The sequence below is a fragment of the Thiobacillus sp. genome (assembly GCA_024235835.1).
GTDB lineage: Bacteria > Pseudomonadota > Gammaproteobacteria > Burkholderiales > Thiobacillaceae > PFJX01.
In genome coordinates this window covers 717,597-735,375 of sequence record JACKLQ010000001.1, presented here as the reverse complement: position 1 = coordinate 735,375, position 17,779 = coordinate 717,597, and the positions used below count along the sequence as shown (strand labels likewise).

The following is a 17,779-nucleotide window of genomic DNA, read 5'->3' as shown; positions in this document are numbered from 1 at the left end:
ATACCGCAGCAAACGCCGAACCAAAATTCGGATGCTGGGTAACGCCGGTGTTGCCACAGTAGAAATCCCAACTGTGCGCAGAGAACTCAGTTATTGGTGCAACGGCGGGAGCAGCCTTGGCCGGTGTTCCTCACACAAGCAATCCGAGCGCCAAAGAAATTCCGAACAATGATTTGCACGTATGGATAAGCCCGGTCATTGTTTTCTCCCTTAGGCTGGATGCCTTATTGAAAAAACCTAACCGGAATCTAGTGGATAGGCCATATGCCAATCGGCATAGTGACTAAGTGCCCTGCTGCACAACGCGTCCGTTAGGCCAATTCTTCTACGTCATAGATAGATGCGCCTGTGTTATCGGATGGCGTAGCGGTCCGTCATGCACACGGTGTAATTTCCGAGCCATGGAGTCAGGATGTCCTGGCAATGACTGCCTTGAGACGAGGGCAGGGTCAACAAACGCCAGGCCGAGAAGCCTACCCTTTGCCCCCCAGCAGGTGCAGCAGATGGGCCTGGGCATCGAAGCCCCGGCCCCGGCGGGCGCGTTTGTGGAAGCTGCCGTCGGGTTCCATCTCCCAGCTCAGCACGTTGTCCTTCAGGTAGGGCTTGATGCCCTCGTTGATGACCCGCTTCTTTACCCTGGGGTCCAGCAGGGGGAAGCCGGTCTCGATGCGGCGGAAGAAGTTGCGGTCCATCCAGTCGGCGCTGGCCAGGTACACGTCCTCCTGGCCGCCGTTCCAGAAGTAGAAGATGCGGTGGTGCTCCAGGAAGCGGCCGATGACTGAACGCACGCGGATGTTGTCCGACACCCCGGGGATGCCCGGGCGCAGGGCACACACGCCGCGGATGACGAGGTCGACCTGCACTCCGGCCTGGGACGCGTCGTACAGGGCGGCGATGATCCTGGGTTCCAGCAAGGCATTCATCTTGGCGGCGATGATGGCCTTTTCCCCGGCCCGGGCCCGCTCCGCCTCGTTCTGGATGGCCTTCACCATGCTGGAATGCATGGTGAAGGGAGATTGCAGCAGGTGGCTATGGACCCCCGCGTCGCCCAGGCCGGTGATCTGCTGGAACACGTCGCTCACGTCCTGGCAGAGTTCCTGGTTGCAGGTGAGCAGGCCGAAGTCGGTGTAGAGGCGGGCGGTGCGGGCGTGGTAATTGCCGGTGCCCAGGTGGCAGTAACGTTTCAGTTTTCCGTCTTCCCGGCGCACCACCAGGGCCAGCTTGGCGTGGGTCTTGTAGCCCACCACGCCGTAAACCACGTGGGCGCCGGCTTCCTCCAGTTTCTGGGCCCAGTTGATGTTGGCCTCCTCGTCGAAGCGGGCCAGCAGTTCCACCACCACCGTCACTTCCTTCTGGCGCTGGGCGGCCTTGATGAGGTGGCGCATGAGTTCAGAGTCGGTGCCGGTGCGGTACACGGTCTGGCGGATGGCCAGCACGTTGGGGTCTTCTGCCGCCTGGCGGATGAATTCCGTCACCGGCTGGAAGCTCTGGAAGGGGTGGTGCAACAGGATGTCGCCCTTGCTGATGGCCTTGAAGATGTCCGGCTGCTTCAACAGGGGCGCGGGCGTGCCCTGGGTGAAGGGGGGGAATTTCAGGTCCGGCTTTTCCACCCGGTCCGGCACCTGCATGAGACGCACCAGGTTCACGGGGCCGTGGACCTGGTAAAGGTCTTCCCGTTCCAGGCTGAACTGGCCCAGCAGGAAGTTGGTCATGTCCTCGGAGCAGTTGTCCGCCACCTCCAGGCGCACGGCGTCGCCGAAGTGGCGGTGGGGCAGTTCCCCCTGGAGCTGTTCCCGCAGGTTCTTGTTCTCTTCGTCGTCCACGAACAGGTCGGAGTTGCGCGTGACGCGAAACTGATAGCAGCCCAGTACTTCCATGCCGGCGAACAGTTCCCCCACGTGGGCGTGGAGGATGGAAGACAGGAACACGAAGCCGTATTCGCAGCCGGCGATGGCGGCGGGCATCTGGATGACCCGGGGCAGGCTGCGGGGGGCCTGCACCACCGCGCCGCCGGAGTTGCGGCCGAATGCATCCTTGCCGGTTAGTTCCACCGCGAAGTTCAGGCTCTTGTTGAGCACGTTGGGAAAGGGGTGGGCCGGGTCCAGGCCGATGGGGGTGAGCACCGGCATCAGTTCCCGGAAAAAGTAGTCCCGGATCCACTGGGCCTGGGTCTCGTTCCAGTGGGTGCGGCGCAGGAACCGGATGCCCTCGTCCTCCAGCATGGGCAGCACGGACTTGTTCAGCAGCTCGTACTGGCGCGCCACCAGCCCATGGGCCACCTGGGCCACCTGCCCGTAGGCCTGGCGCACGGTCAGGCCGTCCGGCCCCTTCATGCCCGGGTTGAGCCGCAGCTGCTCCTTCAGGCCCGCCACGCGAATCTCGAAGAACTCGTCCATGTTGCTGGAGAAGATGCACAGGAAGCGCAGGCGCTCCAGCAGGGGTGTGTTCTTGTCCTCGGCCTGGGCCAGCACCCGGCGGTTGAATTCCAGGATGCCGAGTTCGCGGTTGATCAGGTGTTCGGGGGCGGGCAGGGGCAGGCTCATGGAGGTCTGTAACACATGGATGACCGTCTGATGCTAACTTCAAACCCCCAGCTCCATCTATCGCGCTCCTGAAATGAAACGGTTCCCTCACCTTCCCCCTGGCGGAGGTCCGGTTGGCGTGTCAGGCCTCCCGCAAGGCAAGGCGCTGAGCGCCGTGAGTTCCCTGCCGCAATGCGCCAGGGGAGAGCAACCCCCTTGAGGCGGCCTGGAGAGTACTGACATGGAAGTCGAACTCAAGCTTTCCCTGGACCCGGTCCACGCGACCAGGTTACGGCACGCCCCCCCGCTGGCCGGCGTCAAGGCCGCTACTCGCCACCTGCACAGCGTCTACCTGGACACGCCTGCCTGGGATCTGGTACGGCGGCGCATCGCCTTCCGGGTGCGCAAGGCGGGCAGCCAATGGCTGCAGACCCTCAAGGCGGAGGCTCCATCGGTGGGTGCCCTGACGCGGCGGCCCGAATGGGAAGTGGAACTGGCCCGGGGCCATCACGACCTGGCCCTCCTGCCGAAGGAGGCTATTTCCCTGCTGAAAGGCCTGGACACGGACCTCATCGGCCCGGCTTTCGCCACGGACTTTCGCCGCACCACATGGCTGGTGGCCCACGGCGGCGCGCGGATGGAAGTGGCTCTGGATTTGGGAGAGATCCGGGGCGGCGAGCAGGTCTTGCCCCTTAGCGAGGTGGAGATCGAATTGAAGGCCGGCCCCAGGGAGGCCTTGTTCGACCTGGCCCTGGCCCTGCTGGACCACGTACCCCTGGGTGTGGAGCCACGCAGCAAGGCGGCCCGGGGCTATGCCTTGGCTGGGGCCGTGACCCCCGGGCCTGTGAAGGCCGTCGCCCCCGGCCTGGCCCCGGGAATGCTGGCGGGCCAGTCCTGGGCGCTGCTGGCGGAGGCGGCCCTGGTGCAGATGGTGGGTAACGTGCCGGGTTTCCTCGTCGCGCCTGATGAGACCGAATACCTGCACCAGTTGCGCATCGGTCTGCGCCGCCTGCGCACCATGGCCGGCCTGGCCGCCAGCCTGGGCCGTGCAAGGCCCGCCTGGGACAAGGGCCTGAAGGACGTCATGGGGGACCTGAACGGCGCCCGGGACTGGGACGTGCTGCTGCACGAGACTCTGCCCCGGCTGGATGCCACCCTCCAGGCCCCCCCCCTGGGCCGGGCCATGAAGCTGCGGCTGGGCCGCGAGGGCCAGGCCGCCAGGGATGCGGCCCAGGCGGCTATCGCCAGCCCGGTCTTTGCACGACTGGTGCTGGAGATTGGCCGGGATCTGCTGGTTCCGTCTCCAGCCGCCGAGTTGATGCGCACCTGGGCAGCAGCCTGCCTGGAGACCCGCTGGCAGGGCGTGCTCAAGCGGGGCAGGGGATTCGATGGCCTGGATGCGGCCCAGCGCCACCGGCTGCGCATCGCCGCCAAGCGCCTGCGCTATACGGCGGATGTGCTGGGCAGCGCTTTCGCAGGCCAGCGGAAGTTCATGGATCGCCTGGCCAGCCTGCAGGAACATCTGGGAGCCCTGCAGGACAACGTGGTGGCCTCCCGAATGGTGAGCGGCCTCGGGACCCGTTCCCAGGCCATGCGCTTCGATGCGGGGCGATTGGTGGGCGTGCTGGCCGGTGAACGGGAAGGTCGGGGCCAGGGCGGCGGCAAGGCCTGGCGGGCATTGGCACGCTCCAGGCCCTTCTGGCACGCCAAGACGGGTAAAGCCGGGATCAGGCCAGGGAAGCGTTGAGGACGTCCCGGGCCGCCTGGGCCACCTCGGACGCGGTGAGTCCCACGGGCCCGCGCTTCTGGGACGCGGCCTTGTCTCCCGCCGCCCCATGCAACCAGACACCCACCACCGCCGCGTGGTCCAGGCTCATGCCCTGGGCCGCCAGGGCTGCAATGATGCCGCACAGCACGTCTCCCATGCCCGGTGCCGCCATGCCGGGATTGCCCGTGGTATTTCGCCAGGGGATGCCGTCCTCTCCCAGGACCAGGGTGGCAGGGCCCTTGAGCACAACGCTGGCGTAACAGCGCTGGGAAAGGGCCAGCAAGGCGTCATGCCGGTTTGCCTGCACCTCGGCGGCCGTGGTGCGTAATAGCCGCGCGGCCTCGCCGGGGTGGGGGGTGATCAGGGTCGGGGCGCGGCGGACGGCCAGGGAGGCCACCAGGGCCTCGTCCCGGGCCAGCAGGTTCAGGGCGTCCGCGTCCAGAAGCAGGGGCTGGGGAACGGTCAGGGCCTTTTCCAGCCAGTGGCGGGCGGCGCCGGACTGGCCCAGGCCTGGGCCTGCCACCAGGCAGGCGGGCGACGGCAGAGCCATGGCCTGGTCCGGCAGGGTAAGCATGAGCTCCGGGGTTGCGGCATCCACCGCCACCCGTTCGTCCAGCAGGCCCGCGAAGACCCTTCCGGCACCGCACAGCAGGGCCGCCCGGGCGGCCAGCAGGGCGGCTCCCACCGTGCCGGCAGCACCGCCCACCACGCCCACGGCACCGAAGTCGCCCTTGTTGCAGACGACCTTTCTGGGCGCTAGCCGGGCGGGAAGGGTGCTATGGCATATTTTCAGCATGGTTTTTTTATTGAATTCATGGGCCTATAAAAAGTGTTACACACCTTTGGCAGGAGGATGTCATGGAACACCCCATCCTTTCACCCCTCACATCGGCCGGCGGGCCGGTCACATCCTGCGACCTGGACGAGGCTTGCATGGAACTGCCTTGCAGCGATGTCATGGATGAATTTGGCGACATTTTGCTGGAAAGCAGCGAGGGCCGGGATTTCCTGGCCCACTACTGTGGCCTCGACTACATGGAAAAATTGCCCGGTCAGGGGAAATCTGGGAAATAATCCCGCCATAGCAAGACTTGTCAGGGACCGGCTGCGCCGGTCTTTTTTTCGTACCGCCCATGCCGCCAAACGATAAATCACCGAATGTCCTTGTTGTTGATGACGACACCCTGATGCGGGAGGTATTGAAGGCCATCCTGCGGGATGACGGTTTCACTGTGGTGGGGGAGGCCCGGGATGGCCAGGGCGCCCTGAGCCAGTTGGGCAAGCTGAACCCGGACGTGGTGTGCCTGGACGTCAACATGCCTGGCATGTCCGGACTGGATGTGCTGAAGGCCATGCAGCGGGCCGCGCCGGACACCAAGGTGGTGATGATCACCGGCGATGCTTCCATGGCCACGGTGCGGGAAGCCGTTAGCTTCGGCGCCGCCGGCTACATCATCAAGCCCTTCAAGGCCGGGCGCGTGGGCCCCGCCATCCGGGCCGCCCTGAAGGGGCCGGGCGACTCGCCCTTCAGCTAAAATCCCGACCTTTCCCATGCCTTGGGTAGGTCCATGTCCCGTGTTGACTCCCGCGTTCTGTTTCTTTCCGGCGCACCCGCATATTCCGATTTCCGCATCACCAAGCTGCTGGAGGCCCTGAAGCCCCGGGGCGTAAAGGGCCTGGAGGCCCGGTTCCGCTATTTCGTGGAGCTTGGCGATGATCTGGCAGAAGCAGATCTGGCCTTCCTGTGCGAACTGCTCCACGCCGAGGCCCACACGCCCGAGAAACCCGCCATCCTGGTGACTCCCCGCCTGGGCACCGTGTCCCCCTGGTCCTCCAAGGCCACGGACATCGTCGCCAACTGCGGCCTCACCGCCATCAGCCGCATCGAGCGGGGCGTGAGCTGGACCATCACCGCCAGGAAGGGCAGGACCCTGGACCTGGATGCCGTGCTGCCCGCCCTCCACGACCGCATGACCGAGAGCGTGCTGCTGGACGAGGTCGAGGCGCAGAAGCTGTTCCACCACGTGGAAGCGCCCCCCTTCAAGACCGTGGATGTGCTCAAGGGCGGTGTCAAGGCGGGCACGGGTTTGGGTAAAAAAGCACTGGAAAAGGCCAACAGGGACTGGGGCCTGGCCCTGTCCCCCGACGAGATCGACTACCTGGTGGAGAACTTCACCAAGGCCGGGCGCAATCCCACGGACGTGGAACTGATGATGTTCGCCCAGGCCAATTCGGAGCACTGCCGCCACAAGATTTTCAACGCCGACTGGGTCATCGACGGCAAGAAGCAGGACGAGTCCCTGTTCGGCATGATCCGCCACACCCACAAGCTGCGTCCGCAAGGCACCCTGTCCGCCTACACCGACAACGCCTCGGTGATCGAGGGGGCCACCATCGGCCGCTTCTACCAGGACGAAAAGGGCGTGTACGGCTACCACACCGAGCCCACCCACATCCTCATGAAGGTGGAAACGCACAACCACCCCACCGCCATCTCTCCCTTCCCGGGCGCGGCCACGGGTTCCGGCGGCGAGATTCGGGACGAGGGCGCCACGGGCCAGGGTTCCAAGCCCAAGGCCGGGCTATGTGGATTTACGGTGTCCAACCTGCGCATCCCCGGCGCCGAGCAGCCCTGGGAGAAGGACCACGGCAAGCCCGACCGCATCGTCTCCGCCCTGGACATCATGATCGAGGGCCCCCTGGGCGCCGCCGCCTTCAACAACGAATTCGGCCGGCCCAACCTCACCGGCTACTTCCGCACGTTCGAGATGGACACCCCCGATGGCCAGGTGCGGGGCTACCACAAGCCCATCATGCTGGCGGGCGGCGTGGGCAACATCCGCGAAGATCACATCCACAAGCTGGACTTCAAGCCCGGCACCCTGCTGATCCAGTTGGGCGGCCCTGGCCTGCTCATCGGCCTGGGGGGCGGCGCCGCCTCCAGCATGGGGGCCGGCACCAATGCCGAGGCCCTGGACTTCGATTCCGTGCAGCGGGGCAACCCGGAAATCCAGCGCCGCGCCCAGGAGGTCATCGACCGTTGCTGGCAGCTGGGCGAGGCCAACCCCATCCTCTCCGTCCATGACGTGGGGGCCGGCGGCATCTCCAACGCCATGCCGGAACTGGCCCACGGCGCGGGCCTGGGCGCCACCTTCCAGCTGCGGGACGTGCCCAGCCTGGAACCTGGCATGTCGCCCCGGGAGATCTGGAGCAACGAGGCCCAGGAACGCTACGTGTTGGCCATCGGCCCCGAATCTCTGGACTTGTTCAAGGCGATCTGCGAGCGGGAGCGCTGCCCCTTCGCAGTGGTGGGCAAGGCGACGCGGAAGAACCAGCTGGTCGTCGAGGACCGGCTGTTCAAGAACAAGCCGGTGGACATGCCCATGGACGTGCTCCTGGGCAAGCCACCGAAGATGACTCGCAACGTGAAGCACGTGGCCTCCGTCCTCAAGCCCTTCACCGCCGAGGGCCTGGACCTGGTGGAGGCCGCCTACCGGGTGCTGCGCCATCCCACCGTGGCCAACAAGACCTTCCTCATCACCATCGGCGACCGCACCGTGGGCGGCTACACCGCCCGGGACCAGTTCGTGGGCCCCTGGCAGATGCCTGTGGCGGACGTGGCCGTCACCACCCTGGGCTATGACACCAACCTGGGCGAGGCCATGGCCCTGGGGGAACGCACTCCCATCGCCCTCATCGACGGTCCCGCGTCGGGCCGCATGGCCATCGGCGAGTCCATCACCAACCTGGCGGCGGCCAACGTCAACGACATCGGCGACATCCGCCTGTCCGCCAACTGGATGTGCGCCGCCGGCCACCCGGGCGAGGACGCGGCCCTGTACGACACCGTGCAGGCCGTGGGCAAGGAGCTTTGCCCGGCCCTGGGGATCAGCATTCCCGTGGGCAAGGACTCCATGTCCATGGCCAGTCGCTGGGAAGAGAACGGTGAGAAGAAGGCTGTGGTGGCGCCCCTGTCGCTGATCGTCACCGCCTTCGCGCCAGTGACGGACGCCCGCCGCACCCTCACACCCCAACTGCGCACCGACTGCGGCGACACGGACCTGATCCTGCTGGACCTGGGCCGGGGCCACAACCGCCTGGGCGGCTCCATCCTGGGCCAGGTCTACGGCGAGCTGGGGGACAGTTGCCCCGACGTGGTGGACCCGGAACGCCTGAAGCGCTTCTTCGCCCTCATCCAGAAGCTGAACAGGGAAGGCAAGCTGCTGGCCTACCACGACCGGGCTGACGGCGGCCTGTTCGCCACCGTGGCGGAAATGGCCTTCGCCGGCCGCTGCGGCGTGGACCTGGACGTGGACGAGCTGCGCTACCACCGCCTCCACGACGACATCATGGAAGACGTGGAAGACGCCCCCGACCCCCACGAGCCCTACACCAGCCGTTTGTTCGGCATCCTGTTCAACGAGGAACTGGGTGCCGTGATCCAGGTGCGCAGGAAGGACACGGGCGACATCATCAACGCCTTCATCGACGCCGACCTGCGGGACGAGTTCTACATCATCGGCCAGCCCAACAAGAAGGACCGCCTGCGCATCAAGCGGGAAGGCAAGGCCGTGTTCGACGAGAAGCGGGAAGCCCTGCTGGCTGCCTGGTCCGAAACCACCTGGCGCATGCAGCGCCTGCGGGACAACCCCGCCTGCGCCGACGAGGAATTCAAGGGTCTCACCGACAAGAAGAACCCGGGCCTCCACGCCAGGCTGACTTTTGACCCCAACGAAAATGTCGCGGCTCCTTTCGTGAAGTCCAAGCGCACCCAGCCCAAGGTGGCCATCCTGCGGGAGCAGGGCGTCAACGGCCAGGTGGAAATGGCCGCCGCCTTCCACCGGGCCGGCTTCACCCCCGTGGACGTGCACATGAGCGACATCCTTTCCGGCCGGGAGAAGCTCAAAGGCTTCAAGGGCCTGGCCGCCTGCGGCGGGTTCTCCTACGGCGACGTGCTGGGGGCGGGGGGCGGCTGGGCCGCATCCATCCTCCACAACCAGCGCGCCCGGGACGAGTTCGAGGCCTTCTTCCAGCGGGAAGACAGCTTCGCACTGGGCGTCTGCAACGGCTGCCAGATGATGAGCCGCCTCAAGGGCATCATTCCCGGCGCCCAGCATTGGCCGAGGTTTGAACGGAATCTGTCGGAGCAGTTCGAGGCTCGCTTCGTCATGGTGGAGGTGCCCGAGTCACCTTCCATCCTGTTCGACGGCATGGCTGGCTCCCGCATGCCCATCGTCGTGGCCCATGGCGAGGGCAGGGCGGTATTCGACAGCAAGACGCAACGCCAGGCCGCCCAGGACTGCCTGCGCTACGTGGACAACCGGGGCAGGAAGACCGAGGCCTACCCCCTCAACCCCAACGGCTCCCCCAAGGGCATCACCGGCCTCACCACTCCCGATGGCCGCTTCACCATCATGATGCCCCACCCGGAGCGGGTCTTCCGCGCCGTGCAGCATTCCTGGCGACCCGACGACTGGAACGCAAATGCATGGCAGGAGGACGGTCCCTGGCTGCGGCTGTTCCGCAATGCCCGGAAGTGGGTGGGGTGATAGTAAGTGGGGCTGAGCGACGCGAAGTCTTCCGGCAACGGGACCAATCCATGTTGAGCACCGGTATCCGCCCGTCTGCAGGCTATTCCTTTTCGATCAGGCAGATCACTTCGTGGCCATTCATTTCGAAGTGAACGACTGATCCGGGAAACCTCAAGTACTCGATTCCCGCGGTCAGGCAGTGGAGCAGGGCCCTTGCGTCCCATGCGTGAAAGTGGATCGAGTATGCGGCGTCCATCAGAGACTGGGCGTAGGCTCCTGCTTTGTGAGCGGGTGTCTTCGCGACGAGATGAACCCATTCCAGGTAGTGATCACGCTTGCTCAAGCTGGGTCCTTGCTCATGGTCCAGAACCAGGTGTTCGATCGTGGTGTTCGGCCTATCCCTGTCAAAGGTGAACAGACGGTTGGGAATCGCGTAATACAAGCGACCACCGGGCCTGAGCTTCCCAGCGTGCACGAGCAATGTGCCAAGAAAGTCCTGGCAATGCTCCATGAAGTGGTTCGCGATGATGAAGTCAACTGATGGGATGGACTCCCCCCGCCTTATCGCGGTGTCTAAGCACCAATGATCTACCAAGGGTTGGGGATCAGGTTGAGACGAAAGGAGTCCACCATGAAAGCTAGTACAACCGTAGCCGTTGATCTGGCCAAATCCATTTTCCAACTCGCCGTCGCCGATGCGCAGTGGAAGGTAGTCGAATCCCACCGCCTCACCCGCGCCCAGTTTGAGCGCTGGTTCGACAACCGCGATATCGACACCGTGATCATGGAAGCCTGCGGTTCCGCCCACTACTGGGGCCGGCGCCTGGCCGGCCTGGGCATCCGGGTCCTGCTTTTGCCCGCCGCCTATGTCCGCGCCTACGTGAAGCGCAACAAGACTGACGCCGCCGATGCCCGCGCCCTGCTTGAAGCGGCTCGCGCGTCCGACATCGTGCCCGTGCGGATCAAGTCGGAAGAGCAGCAGGCCTTGCAAGGCCTGCACCGCATCCGTTCCCTCTGGATGAGCACGCGAACCGCCCGCATCAACGCCTTGCGCGGTTTCTGCCGGGAATTCGGCTTGGTCATTCCACAGGGGGCGCGCACCGGCGTCGAGGCAATCAGCCGGGCATTGGCCGATCCCGAGGTGCGTATCCCCGGGCTGATCCGGGGCGCCATGAACCGGCTCATCGAGGAAATACGCCTTTTGGAACAACGCATCGCCCAAATGGAACGGGAACTGACCGATGCCGCCCGTCACAGTCCGGCCTGTGCCCACCTGCTCACCGTGCCGGGTATTGGCCTGCTCACCGCCACGGCGATGGTCGCCGCCACCGGCGGCTCGGTGGCCCACTTCAAGGATGCCCGCCACTTCGCGTCCTGGTTCGGTCTCACGCCGAGGGAATTCTCGTCCGGCAACAGCCGGACCCTGGGGCGCATCTCGAAGAAGGGCGACCGTTACCTGAGGATGCTGTTGACCCACGGGGCGAGAGCCGTGCTGCGCGCGGCCTACGTGGCCCGACAGGCGAACCGGAGCCTGGATGGCCTGCGCACCTGGGCGCTTGAGGTGCAGGCACGGGCCAACCACAACAAGGCGGCCTGCGCCCTGGCCAACAAGCTGGCGCGCATCTGCTTTGCCGTGCTCCGGGATGCCGCGCCCTACGGCCAGCCGGTCAGCCGGCCGAACAAGAAGATCGAACGCACCGCGTTCGCCATCGCCCAATAGGTTCAGCAAGGAGAAAACAGTGTTTCCCACCCCGCGTTTGCCAAGAGACTGATCGCCCATCATGGCTAAAGAGGTCGCACCCACACGGATTGACGCCGATAACACTGCCGGCTCCCCAGCAGCCGCTTGTACCGATTGGCGCCCCGTGGGCAGATTCCATGTCGGCACGGGTCATTCAGAACCCACTCCAGATGCCGGATATACGACTGCATGCGTTTCCTCCCTGTCATTCTTATCGATCAACGCTCTTGCTTTTGGGGGGAGTCCATATACGAGTTGTTAGGAATGTGCTGGAGCACCTCTCCGTCGTCGATGCACTCGACATCCACCAGGGACCTCCCCTTGAGTTCTGGATATTGTTCGTACAAGGCGCTCTTCGACATCCTGTCCACGTACTGCACCCTGGCACCCCTTGGAACCTTCAAGGGCGTGCCGAGAGCGCCTATCTCGATGCCTTCGCCGCGGATGTACCGCTTCGCGACGGACGCGCGCAGGATTCTCTTGTCGAATTTCCGTGCAAATTTGAACATGCTGGTGAACCGCCGTTGTCGAAGTGCCAACCCGGGGGGGGCGGTGCCTGCTCTGCCCCGATCCTAGAAGAGCTCCATTCCCCCATCCTGCTGGGGCGGGTTGAGCAGCCCGGCTTCCACCAGGGCTTGGTAGTCCCGCACCTGGTTGCGCCCGTGGGCCTTGGCGAAATAGAGGGCCCGGTCGGCCTCGACGATGCTGAGGCTGGCCGGCTGCAACTGGCAGTCGATGGCACTGAAACCGACGCTGACGGTGACCTTGCCCACCTGGGGAAAGCCATGGCTTTCCACATTGTGGCGGATGCGATCCAGAGCGGACTGGGCGTGTTCCCGGGTGACGTCCTGGAGCAGGATGAGGAATTCCTCGCCGCCGTAGCGGAAGCACATGTCGGATTCCCGCAGGCTCTGGTGCAGGATGTTGGCGAAGATGATGAGTACCTCGTCGCCGATGAGATGACCGTGCTTGTCGTTGACCTTCTTGAAGCGGTCCAGGTCCAGCAGGGCCAGGTACTCCCCCCGGCCGGTGCGGTCTTCCTGGCGCCGGCTGTTGAGGTGGGCGGTGGTGATCTCCGCCAGGCGTCGCTCCAGGCGCTTGCGGTTGTAAAGGCCGGTGAGGGTGTCCTTCTCGCTGTCGAACAGCAGGCGGGTGAAGTTCATGTAAACCCGCACCATGCCGAGGGCCAGGCGGGTGTCGGTGTCGTCCCAGGTGGTCCGCCACAGCACCAGCACACGCCTGGCTGTCAGGTCGTGCACGGTGAGATTGACCAGCAGGAAGGACATGCCGCCCAGTTGGGTGTTGCGGGTTTCTTCCATGCCCGCCATGTCCAGAGCCATGTCCAGGATGGCATCGGGCAGGTCGTGGCCTTCCTGGGTGGTGTGGATGACGTGGAAATCGCCGGATTCCCGGAATTCCAGCACCTGGCATTCCACACCCTCCAGCATTTCCTCCAGGGAATGGAACAGGCTGTGTTCCAGGGAACGCTGGTCTCGTTGCTCCGTGAGCAGGACGATGGACTCCAGGACCTCGTGGATGAGTTCCGGGCTGGTGGCTTCCATGATGTTTTTCAGCTCAGAATGAAAAGGGTCAGAGGACGGGGAGCATGAACAGCAACATCCACCAGGGCACCTGCCGCTCCAGGGTGAAGGCCACGGCCGGGCTGGGCAGGCTTGCAACACCGTCCTCGCCCAGGGCGATGACCCGGACGTGGTAGTCGCCGGGTTGCAGGTCCTTCAGGACAGCACTGGAGGCGTCTGTGACCATGCTCAGGACGGGGTTGGCGAAGGCGGGTTCCGGTGCCACTTCCACGCGGTAGCGCTTGGCCTTGCCCTGCCAGGCCACGCCGGGTGGCGTGGCCTTGGCGTCCACCCGCAAGTCCGTGGGGGGGGGCGGGGGCAGGATCACCACATTGTGGGGGCTCCAGCCGCCGGCCTGGCCATCCTCCTCGTGTCCCCGCACCCGCCAGTGGTACTTGCCCGGCTCCAGTACCGCGAAGGCGGCGGTTTCCCTGGCTTGCTTGCTGGCCACCACCTTCCGGTCCCTGGCGATCTCGATGCCGTAGCTGTCGGCGCCCTTGACCGTGCTCCATGTGAAGTGAGCCTTGCCGCCATCTGCCTTGCTCTGCGCGTCGGCAGGGGGTATGGGCAGGGGTTTGACGATGAAGGCCCGGTGGGGGCTGAAAAGGTGCATCCGGCCCGCGTCGTCCAGGCTGGCCACCCGCCAGTGCCATTCGCCTTCCGTCAGGACTTCCTGGTGCTGGACCACCGGGGGCAGCTTGCGCTCCAGCACGCCGTTGTTGAATTCCGGGGTGGGGGAAACCTGCAGCACATAGCCGTGGGCGTCCGGTACGGCGGTCCAGGCGAAGTTGGACTGGGGCACGTAGAACCGTTCTCCCAGGGCCGGGGCGATGGGCACGGGGGGCATGGGGTGTACATCCAGGATGAAGGCGTGGACGCTTTCCATGCCCTCCAGGCCCGCCTCGTCGATGGCACGGGCCAGCAGGTAATAGGTGCCGTCCGGTAGGTTGTCGCTCCATTGGGCCGTGGGGCCCGTGAATACGTCGTCCAGCAGCACCGAACCATGGCCCTCGTCCCCGGCCACGCGGGCGCGCCAGGCCACGGCGCCCGCCTGGGGCGGCTTGGTGAACTGCAGTGGCTGGCGCTGGATCGTGCCGGGCATGGCGCTTACGTCGGGCGGGGCCAGCAGTTCCCGGGGCTGCACCGGGGCCTTGCCTGCCTCGGTGTAGGTGCCGTAGCCGGCGTTCACGGCCACGGCCTTGCCTTTGGCGCTCACCGCGACGCTGCCTTCCATGACCTCGTTGGTCATGCGCTGGCCGTCCTCCGCCACGTTGAGGCGGAATCCGGTGCCCCGCAGACCGGCCACGGCCACGGGGGTGCGTACGCTGAAGCCGCCGGCGGGGGCCTGCTGCCTGGCGGCGCTGGCCTCCAGGCGACCGGCCTCCAGGCTCAGTTCCGTGGAGATCATGCCGGTGTTGCCGTAGGCCGCCAGTCGGCCGAAGCCCAGGCGGCTGGAGGCCTGCTGGGTGAGGGTGGTGCCATCGGCGAAACGGAACGCGGCACTGCTGCGGGGACCGGTGATGACGGTCTCGCCGCCAATGAGCCGGGCGTTGGCCTGGAGGGGCTGGAAGCGGCCATCGGCTCCCTTGGCGCGCACGTTGCCAGTCACCGAGGTGACGGTCACGGGGGCCGGGGTGACCTTGAGGAGTTGCACGGGGATGCGCAGGCGGAAGTTGGTGGGCATGCGCTTGGGAATGTCCACCCTGTTCTCGGACTGGATTCGGGGCCAGTCGCCGGGATTCCTGAGGTAGCGCTGGCCGATGCCGATGAGGGTGTCGCCGGGTACCGTGAGGTATTGCCAATCGCTTGAGTCGCTGGCGGCGTGGCCCGGCAAAGGCAGGAAGAGCAGACCGGCCATGGCGAGCGCCATGAGGCGAAGTGCGATGTGTCGATGAGGTTCGGCCATGGGGTGCGCTCTTACGGTAACCTTGGTAGGCCTATTTTACGTTCGATAGATTGGATTGGCCGACATGCATATCGGAACCCCTTTGTCCCCCTTTGCCACCCGGGTCATGCTGCTGGGAGCGGGCGAACTGGGTAAGGAAGTCATCATCGCCCTGCAGCGCCTGGGCGTGGAAGTCGTCGCCGTGGACCGCTACGACAACGCCCCGGGCCACCAGGTGGCCCATCATGCCCAGACCATCGACATGAGCGATGGCAACGTGCTGGCCCGCCTCATCGACTCGGAGAAACCCCACCTGGTGGTGCCGGAGATCGAGGCCATTGCCACCGAGACCCTGCTGGAACTGGAGAAGGCGGGCCTCTGCACGGTCATTCCCAGCGCCCGGGCCGCCAATCTCACCATGAACCGGGAAGGCATCCGCCGCCTGGCCGCCGAGGAACTCAAGCTGCCCACTTCGCCCTACGCCTTCGCCGACTCCTTGAAGGACTTGCGTGCCGCCGTGGAAGGCAAGGACGGCATCGGCTACCCCTGCGTGGTGAAGCCCGTCATGTCCTCTTCCGGCAAGGGCCAGAGCAAGGTGGACAGCGAGGAGGACCTGACCGGGGCCTGGCGTTATGCCGCCAGCGGCGGACGGGTGGACAAGGGCCGGGTCATCGTCGAGGGCTTCATCGACTTCGACTACGAGATCACCCAGCTCACCGTGCGGGCCAAAGGTGCTGACGGGCGGATCGAAACCCACTTCTGCGAGCCCATCGGCCACGTGCAGGTGAAGGGGGACTATGTGGAAAGCTGGCAGCCCCAGCCCATGTCCGCCAAGGCCCTGGCGGAGGCCCGGCGCATCGCCAAGGCCGTCACCGACAACCTGGGGGGCCTGGGGCTGTTCGGCGTGGAGTGCTTCATCAAGGGGGACAAGGTGTGGTTCTCGGAAGTGAGCACCCGGCCCCACGACACGGGCATGGTCACCATGGCCACCCAGCGGCAGAGCGAATTCGAGCTCCACGCCCGGGCCATCCTGGGCCTGCCCGTGGACACCAGTCTGCGCAATCCCGGTGCCTCCGCCGTCATCTACGGCGGCATGGAGGCGGAGGGCATCCGCTTCGAGGGCGTGGACGAGGCCTTGCGGGTCCCGGGTACCGACATCCGCCTGTTCGGCAAGCCGGAGGCCTTCTTCCGCCGCCGGATGGGCGTGGCCCTGGCGGAAGGCAAGGACACGGACGAGGCCAGGGCAAGGGCCAAGAAAGCGGCCGGCAAGGTACGGCCGGTGAAGGCCTAGGAGGACGCCTCAACAGACCCGTAGCCTGGAGGAGTACAACGAGTCCAGGACCGGTGCGACGGGCTTTCCCGGACTCGGCTTCGCCTCCTCCGGGCTACATTGTTCAGGGCTTGCCCAGGGGCAGGCTCAGGGTGAACAGGGCACCGCCCTCGGGCGCGTTGGCGGCCTCCAGGCGGCCGCCGTGCTTTTCCACCAGGCCGTAACTGATGGCCAGGCCCAGGCCCGTGCCCTTGCCCACGGGCTTGGTGGTGAAGAAGGGCTCGAAGATGTGGGCCAGGTGGCTTGCCGGAATGCCGGGGCCGTTGTCGTGAAATCCCACCTCCACCTGATTCCCGCTTTGCCGCGCCGTGATGGTAAGGCGCGGTTCGGCCACGTCGGCGGTGGCGTCGCTGGCGTTCTGCACCAGGTTCATCACCACCTGCTGGATCTGGCCGGAGGAACCCACCACGGTGATGCCCTCGGGCAGGTCCAGGTCCACCTGGAAGCGGTCCGGAGCGGCCTTGCGCACCCAGTTGACGGAACGCTCGATCACCTCCGCCAGATTGAAGGGGCGGGCCTGGTCCCGGTCTACCACGGAGAAACGTTTCAGGCTGTCGACGATGTCCCGGGTGCGCTCCGCCCCTTCGATGGTGCCGTCCATGAGGGAGGGCAGGTCTTCCACGATGCGGTCGATGCGCAGCTCGTCCCGCAGGCGGGCCAGTTCCTCTGGGCTGTGATCGCCGTGCAGCAGCTGGATGTACTGGCCCAGGCGTTCTGCATAGCGGCGCAGGGCGTGGACGTTGCCCAGGACGAAGCTGATGGGGTTGTTGAGCTCATGGGCCACGCCCGCCACCAGGCGGCCCAGGGAGGCCATCTTTTCCGAGTGCAGGAGTTGCTGCTGGGTGCGCTTCAGGTCCTCGTGGGCCTCGTGCAGGGCCTGGTAGGCCCGGCGCAGTTCGCCCAGGGGCCGGCCTGTCACCACCATGCCCAGCAGGGCGCCCCGGTGGTTGTGGCGGGGCATGCAGTTGAAGGACACGGCCACGGGCACAGTGTCGGCGCCCAGCAGTTCCAGTTCGCAGTCCGCCAGGCCCTTCAGGCCCCGGGTGGCGAAGGACTGGCGTGCTGTGATGCGGGTGGCCTCGTCCGGGAACAGGTCGAACAGGGAGGTGCCCACCAGCGCCGCCTCGGTTTTGCCCGTGAAGTTGATGAGGGCCTGGTTCACCACCTCGATGCGGCCCTCCCGGTCGCACACCAGCAGCAGGTCGGACATGGAGGACAGCACCGACAGGACGAAGCGCTGGGATTCCTCCAGGGCGGCGTTCTTCTCCTCCAGGGCCACCTCGTACTTCAAGAGGTCGCTGTAGACCTCATCCATCTTGTGGATGACCTCGATCCAGGCCTCCTCGCCCTTGCGGCCTTCCTCGCCGCTCAGGGGGGAGGGCAGGGAGGTGTGATCCTTGGCCGACTTCGTCGTGTTCATGA

13 protein-coding genes are annotated in these 17,779 nt (G+C 65.6%); 6 read left to right on the top strand and 7 right to left on the bottom strand.

What is annotated here, in order from left to right; translation table 11 throughout:
* Nucleotides 1-473 precede the first annotated feature (473 nt).
* On the bottom strand, nucleotides 474-2,543 hold the full coding sequence (gene ppk1 / locus H6935_03590) for a polyphosphate kinase 1 (GenBank protein ID MCP5277427.1): 2,070 nt from the start codon (nucleotides 2,541-2,543) through the stop codon (nucleotides 474-476).
* Between the two features lie 220 nt (nucleotides 2,544-2,763).
* Between ppk1 and H6935_03585 the strand changes: the two genes are divergently transcribed.
* Complete coding sequence (locus tag H6935_03585) at nucleotides 2,764-4,269, top strand: CYTH and CHAD domain-containing protein (protein ID MCP5277426.1); 1,506 nt, start codon at nucleotides 2,764-2,766, stop codon at nucleotides 4,267-4,269.
* On the opposite strand, the gene H6935_03580 is transcribed toward H6935_03585, so the two are convergent.
* A complete protein-coding gene (locus H6935_03580) occupies nucleotides 4,250-5,086 on the bottom strand; it encodes an NAD(P)H-hydrate dehydratase (protein ID MCP5277425.1) in 837 nt (278 codons plus the stop codon). The two genes, H6935_03585 and H6935_03580, sit on opposite strands and share 20 nt — an antisense overlap.
* 62 nt (nucleotides 5,087-5,148) lie before the next feature.
* Here H6935_03580 and H6935_03575 point away from each other — a divergent pair, with 62 nt between their 5' ends.
* From H6935_03575 to purL, 3 genes are read left to right on the top strand one after another with little or no spacing between them, the layout of a single operon-like run.
* Nucleotides 5,149-5,364: a hypothetical protein gene (locus H6935_03575; GenBank protein ID MCP5277424.1), complete on the top strand. Its 216-nt coding sequence runs from the start codon at nucleotides 5,149-5,151 to the stop codon at nucleotides 5,362-5,364.
* 59 nt (nucleotides 5,365-5,423) lie between these two features.
* A complete protein-coding gene (locus H6935_03570) occupies nucleotides 5,424-5,825 on the top strand; it encodes a response regulator (GenBank protein ID MCP5277423.1) in 402 nt (133 codons plus the stop codon).
* A 33-nt stretch (nucleotides 5,826-5,858) separates the two neighbouring features.
* Nucleotides 5,859-9,839 (top strand): phosphoribosylformylglycinamidine synthase, encoded by a 3,981-nt coding sequence (gene purL / locus H6935_03565; GenBank protein MCP5277422.1) that lies wholly within the window; start codon nucleotides 5,859-5,861, stop codon nucleotides 9,837-9,839.
* A gap of 82 nt (nucleotides 9,840-9,921) precedes the next feature.
* Here the strand turns inward: purL and H6935_03560 are convergent, their stop codons facing one another.
* A complete protein-coding gene (locus H6935_03560; GenBank protein MCP5277421.1) occupies nucleotides 9,922-10,332 on the bottom strand; it encodes a hypothetical protein in 411 nt (136 codons plus the stop codon).
* Between the two features lie 120 nt (nucleotides 10,333-10,452).
* Between H6935_03560 and H6935_03555 the strand changes: the two genes are divergently transcribed.
* A complete protein-coding gene (locus H6935_03555; GenBank protein ID MCP5277420.1) occupies nucleotides 10,453-11,541 on the top strand; it encodes an IS110 family transposase in 1,089 nt (362 codons plus the stop codon).
* Nucleotides 11,542-11,780: 239 nt separating this feature from the next.
* Here the strand turns inward: H6935_03555 and H6935_03550 are convergent, their stop codons facing one another.
* From H6935_03550 to H6935_03540, 3 genes are all read right to left on the bottom strand, one after another.
* A complete protein-coding gene (locus H6935_03550) occupies nucleotides 11,781-12,071 on the bottom strand; it encodes a hypothetical protein (protein MCP5277419.1) in 291 nt (96 codons plus the stop codon).
* Nucleotides 12,072-12,134: 63 nt separating this feature from the next.
* Nucleotides 12,135-13,124, bottom strand: a complete 990-nt coding sequence (locus H6935_03545) for a GGDEF domain-containing protein (GenBank protein MCP5277418.1) — start codon at nucleotides 13,122-13,124, stop codon at nucleotides 12,135-12,137.
* Nucleotides 13,125-13,152: 28 nt separating this feature from the next.
* Complete coding sequence (locus H6935_03540) at nucleotides 13,153-15,048, bottom strand: FecR domain-containing protein (protein MCP5277417.1); 1,896 nt, start codon at nucleotides 15,046-15,048, stop codon at nucleotides 13,153-13,155.
* Nucleotides 15,049-15,112: 64 nt separating this feature from the next.
* On the opposite strand from H6935_03540, the gene purT reads away from it, so the two are divergent.
* Nucleotides 15,113-16,318: a formate-dependent phosphoribosylglycinamide formyltransferase gene (gene purT, locus H6935_03535; GenBank protein MCP5277416.1), complete on the top strand. Its 1,206-nt coding sequence runs from the start codon at nucleotides 15,113-15,115 to the stop codon at nucleotides 16,316-16,318.
* Between the two features lie 103 nt (nucleotides 16,319-16,421).
* Here the strand turns inward: purT and H6935_03530 are convergent, their stop codons facing one another.
* Entirely contained in the window at nucleotides 16,422-17,777 is a 1,356-nt protein-coding gene (locus tag H6935_03530) for a PAS domain-containing protein (protein MCP5277415.1), read from the bottom strand.
* Nucleotides 17,778-17,779 lie beyond the last annotated feature (2 nt).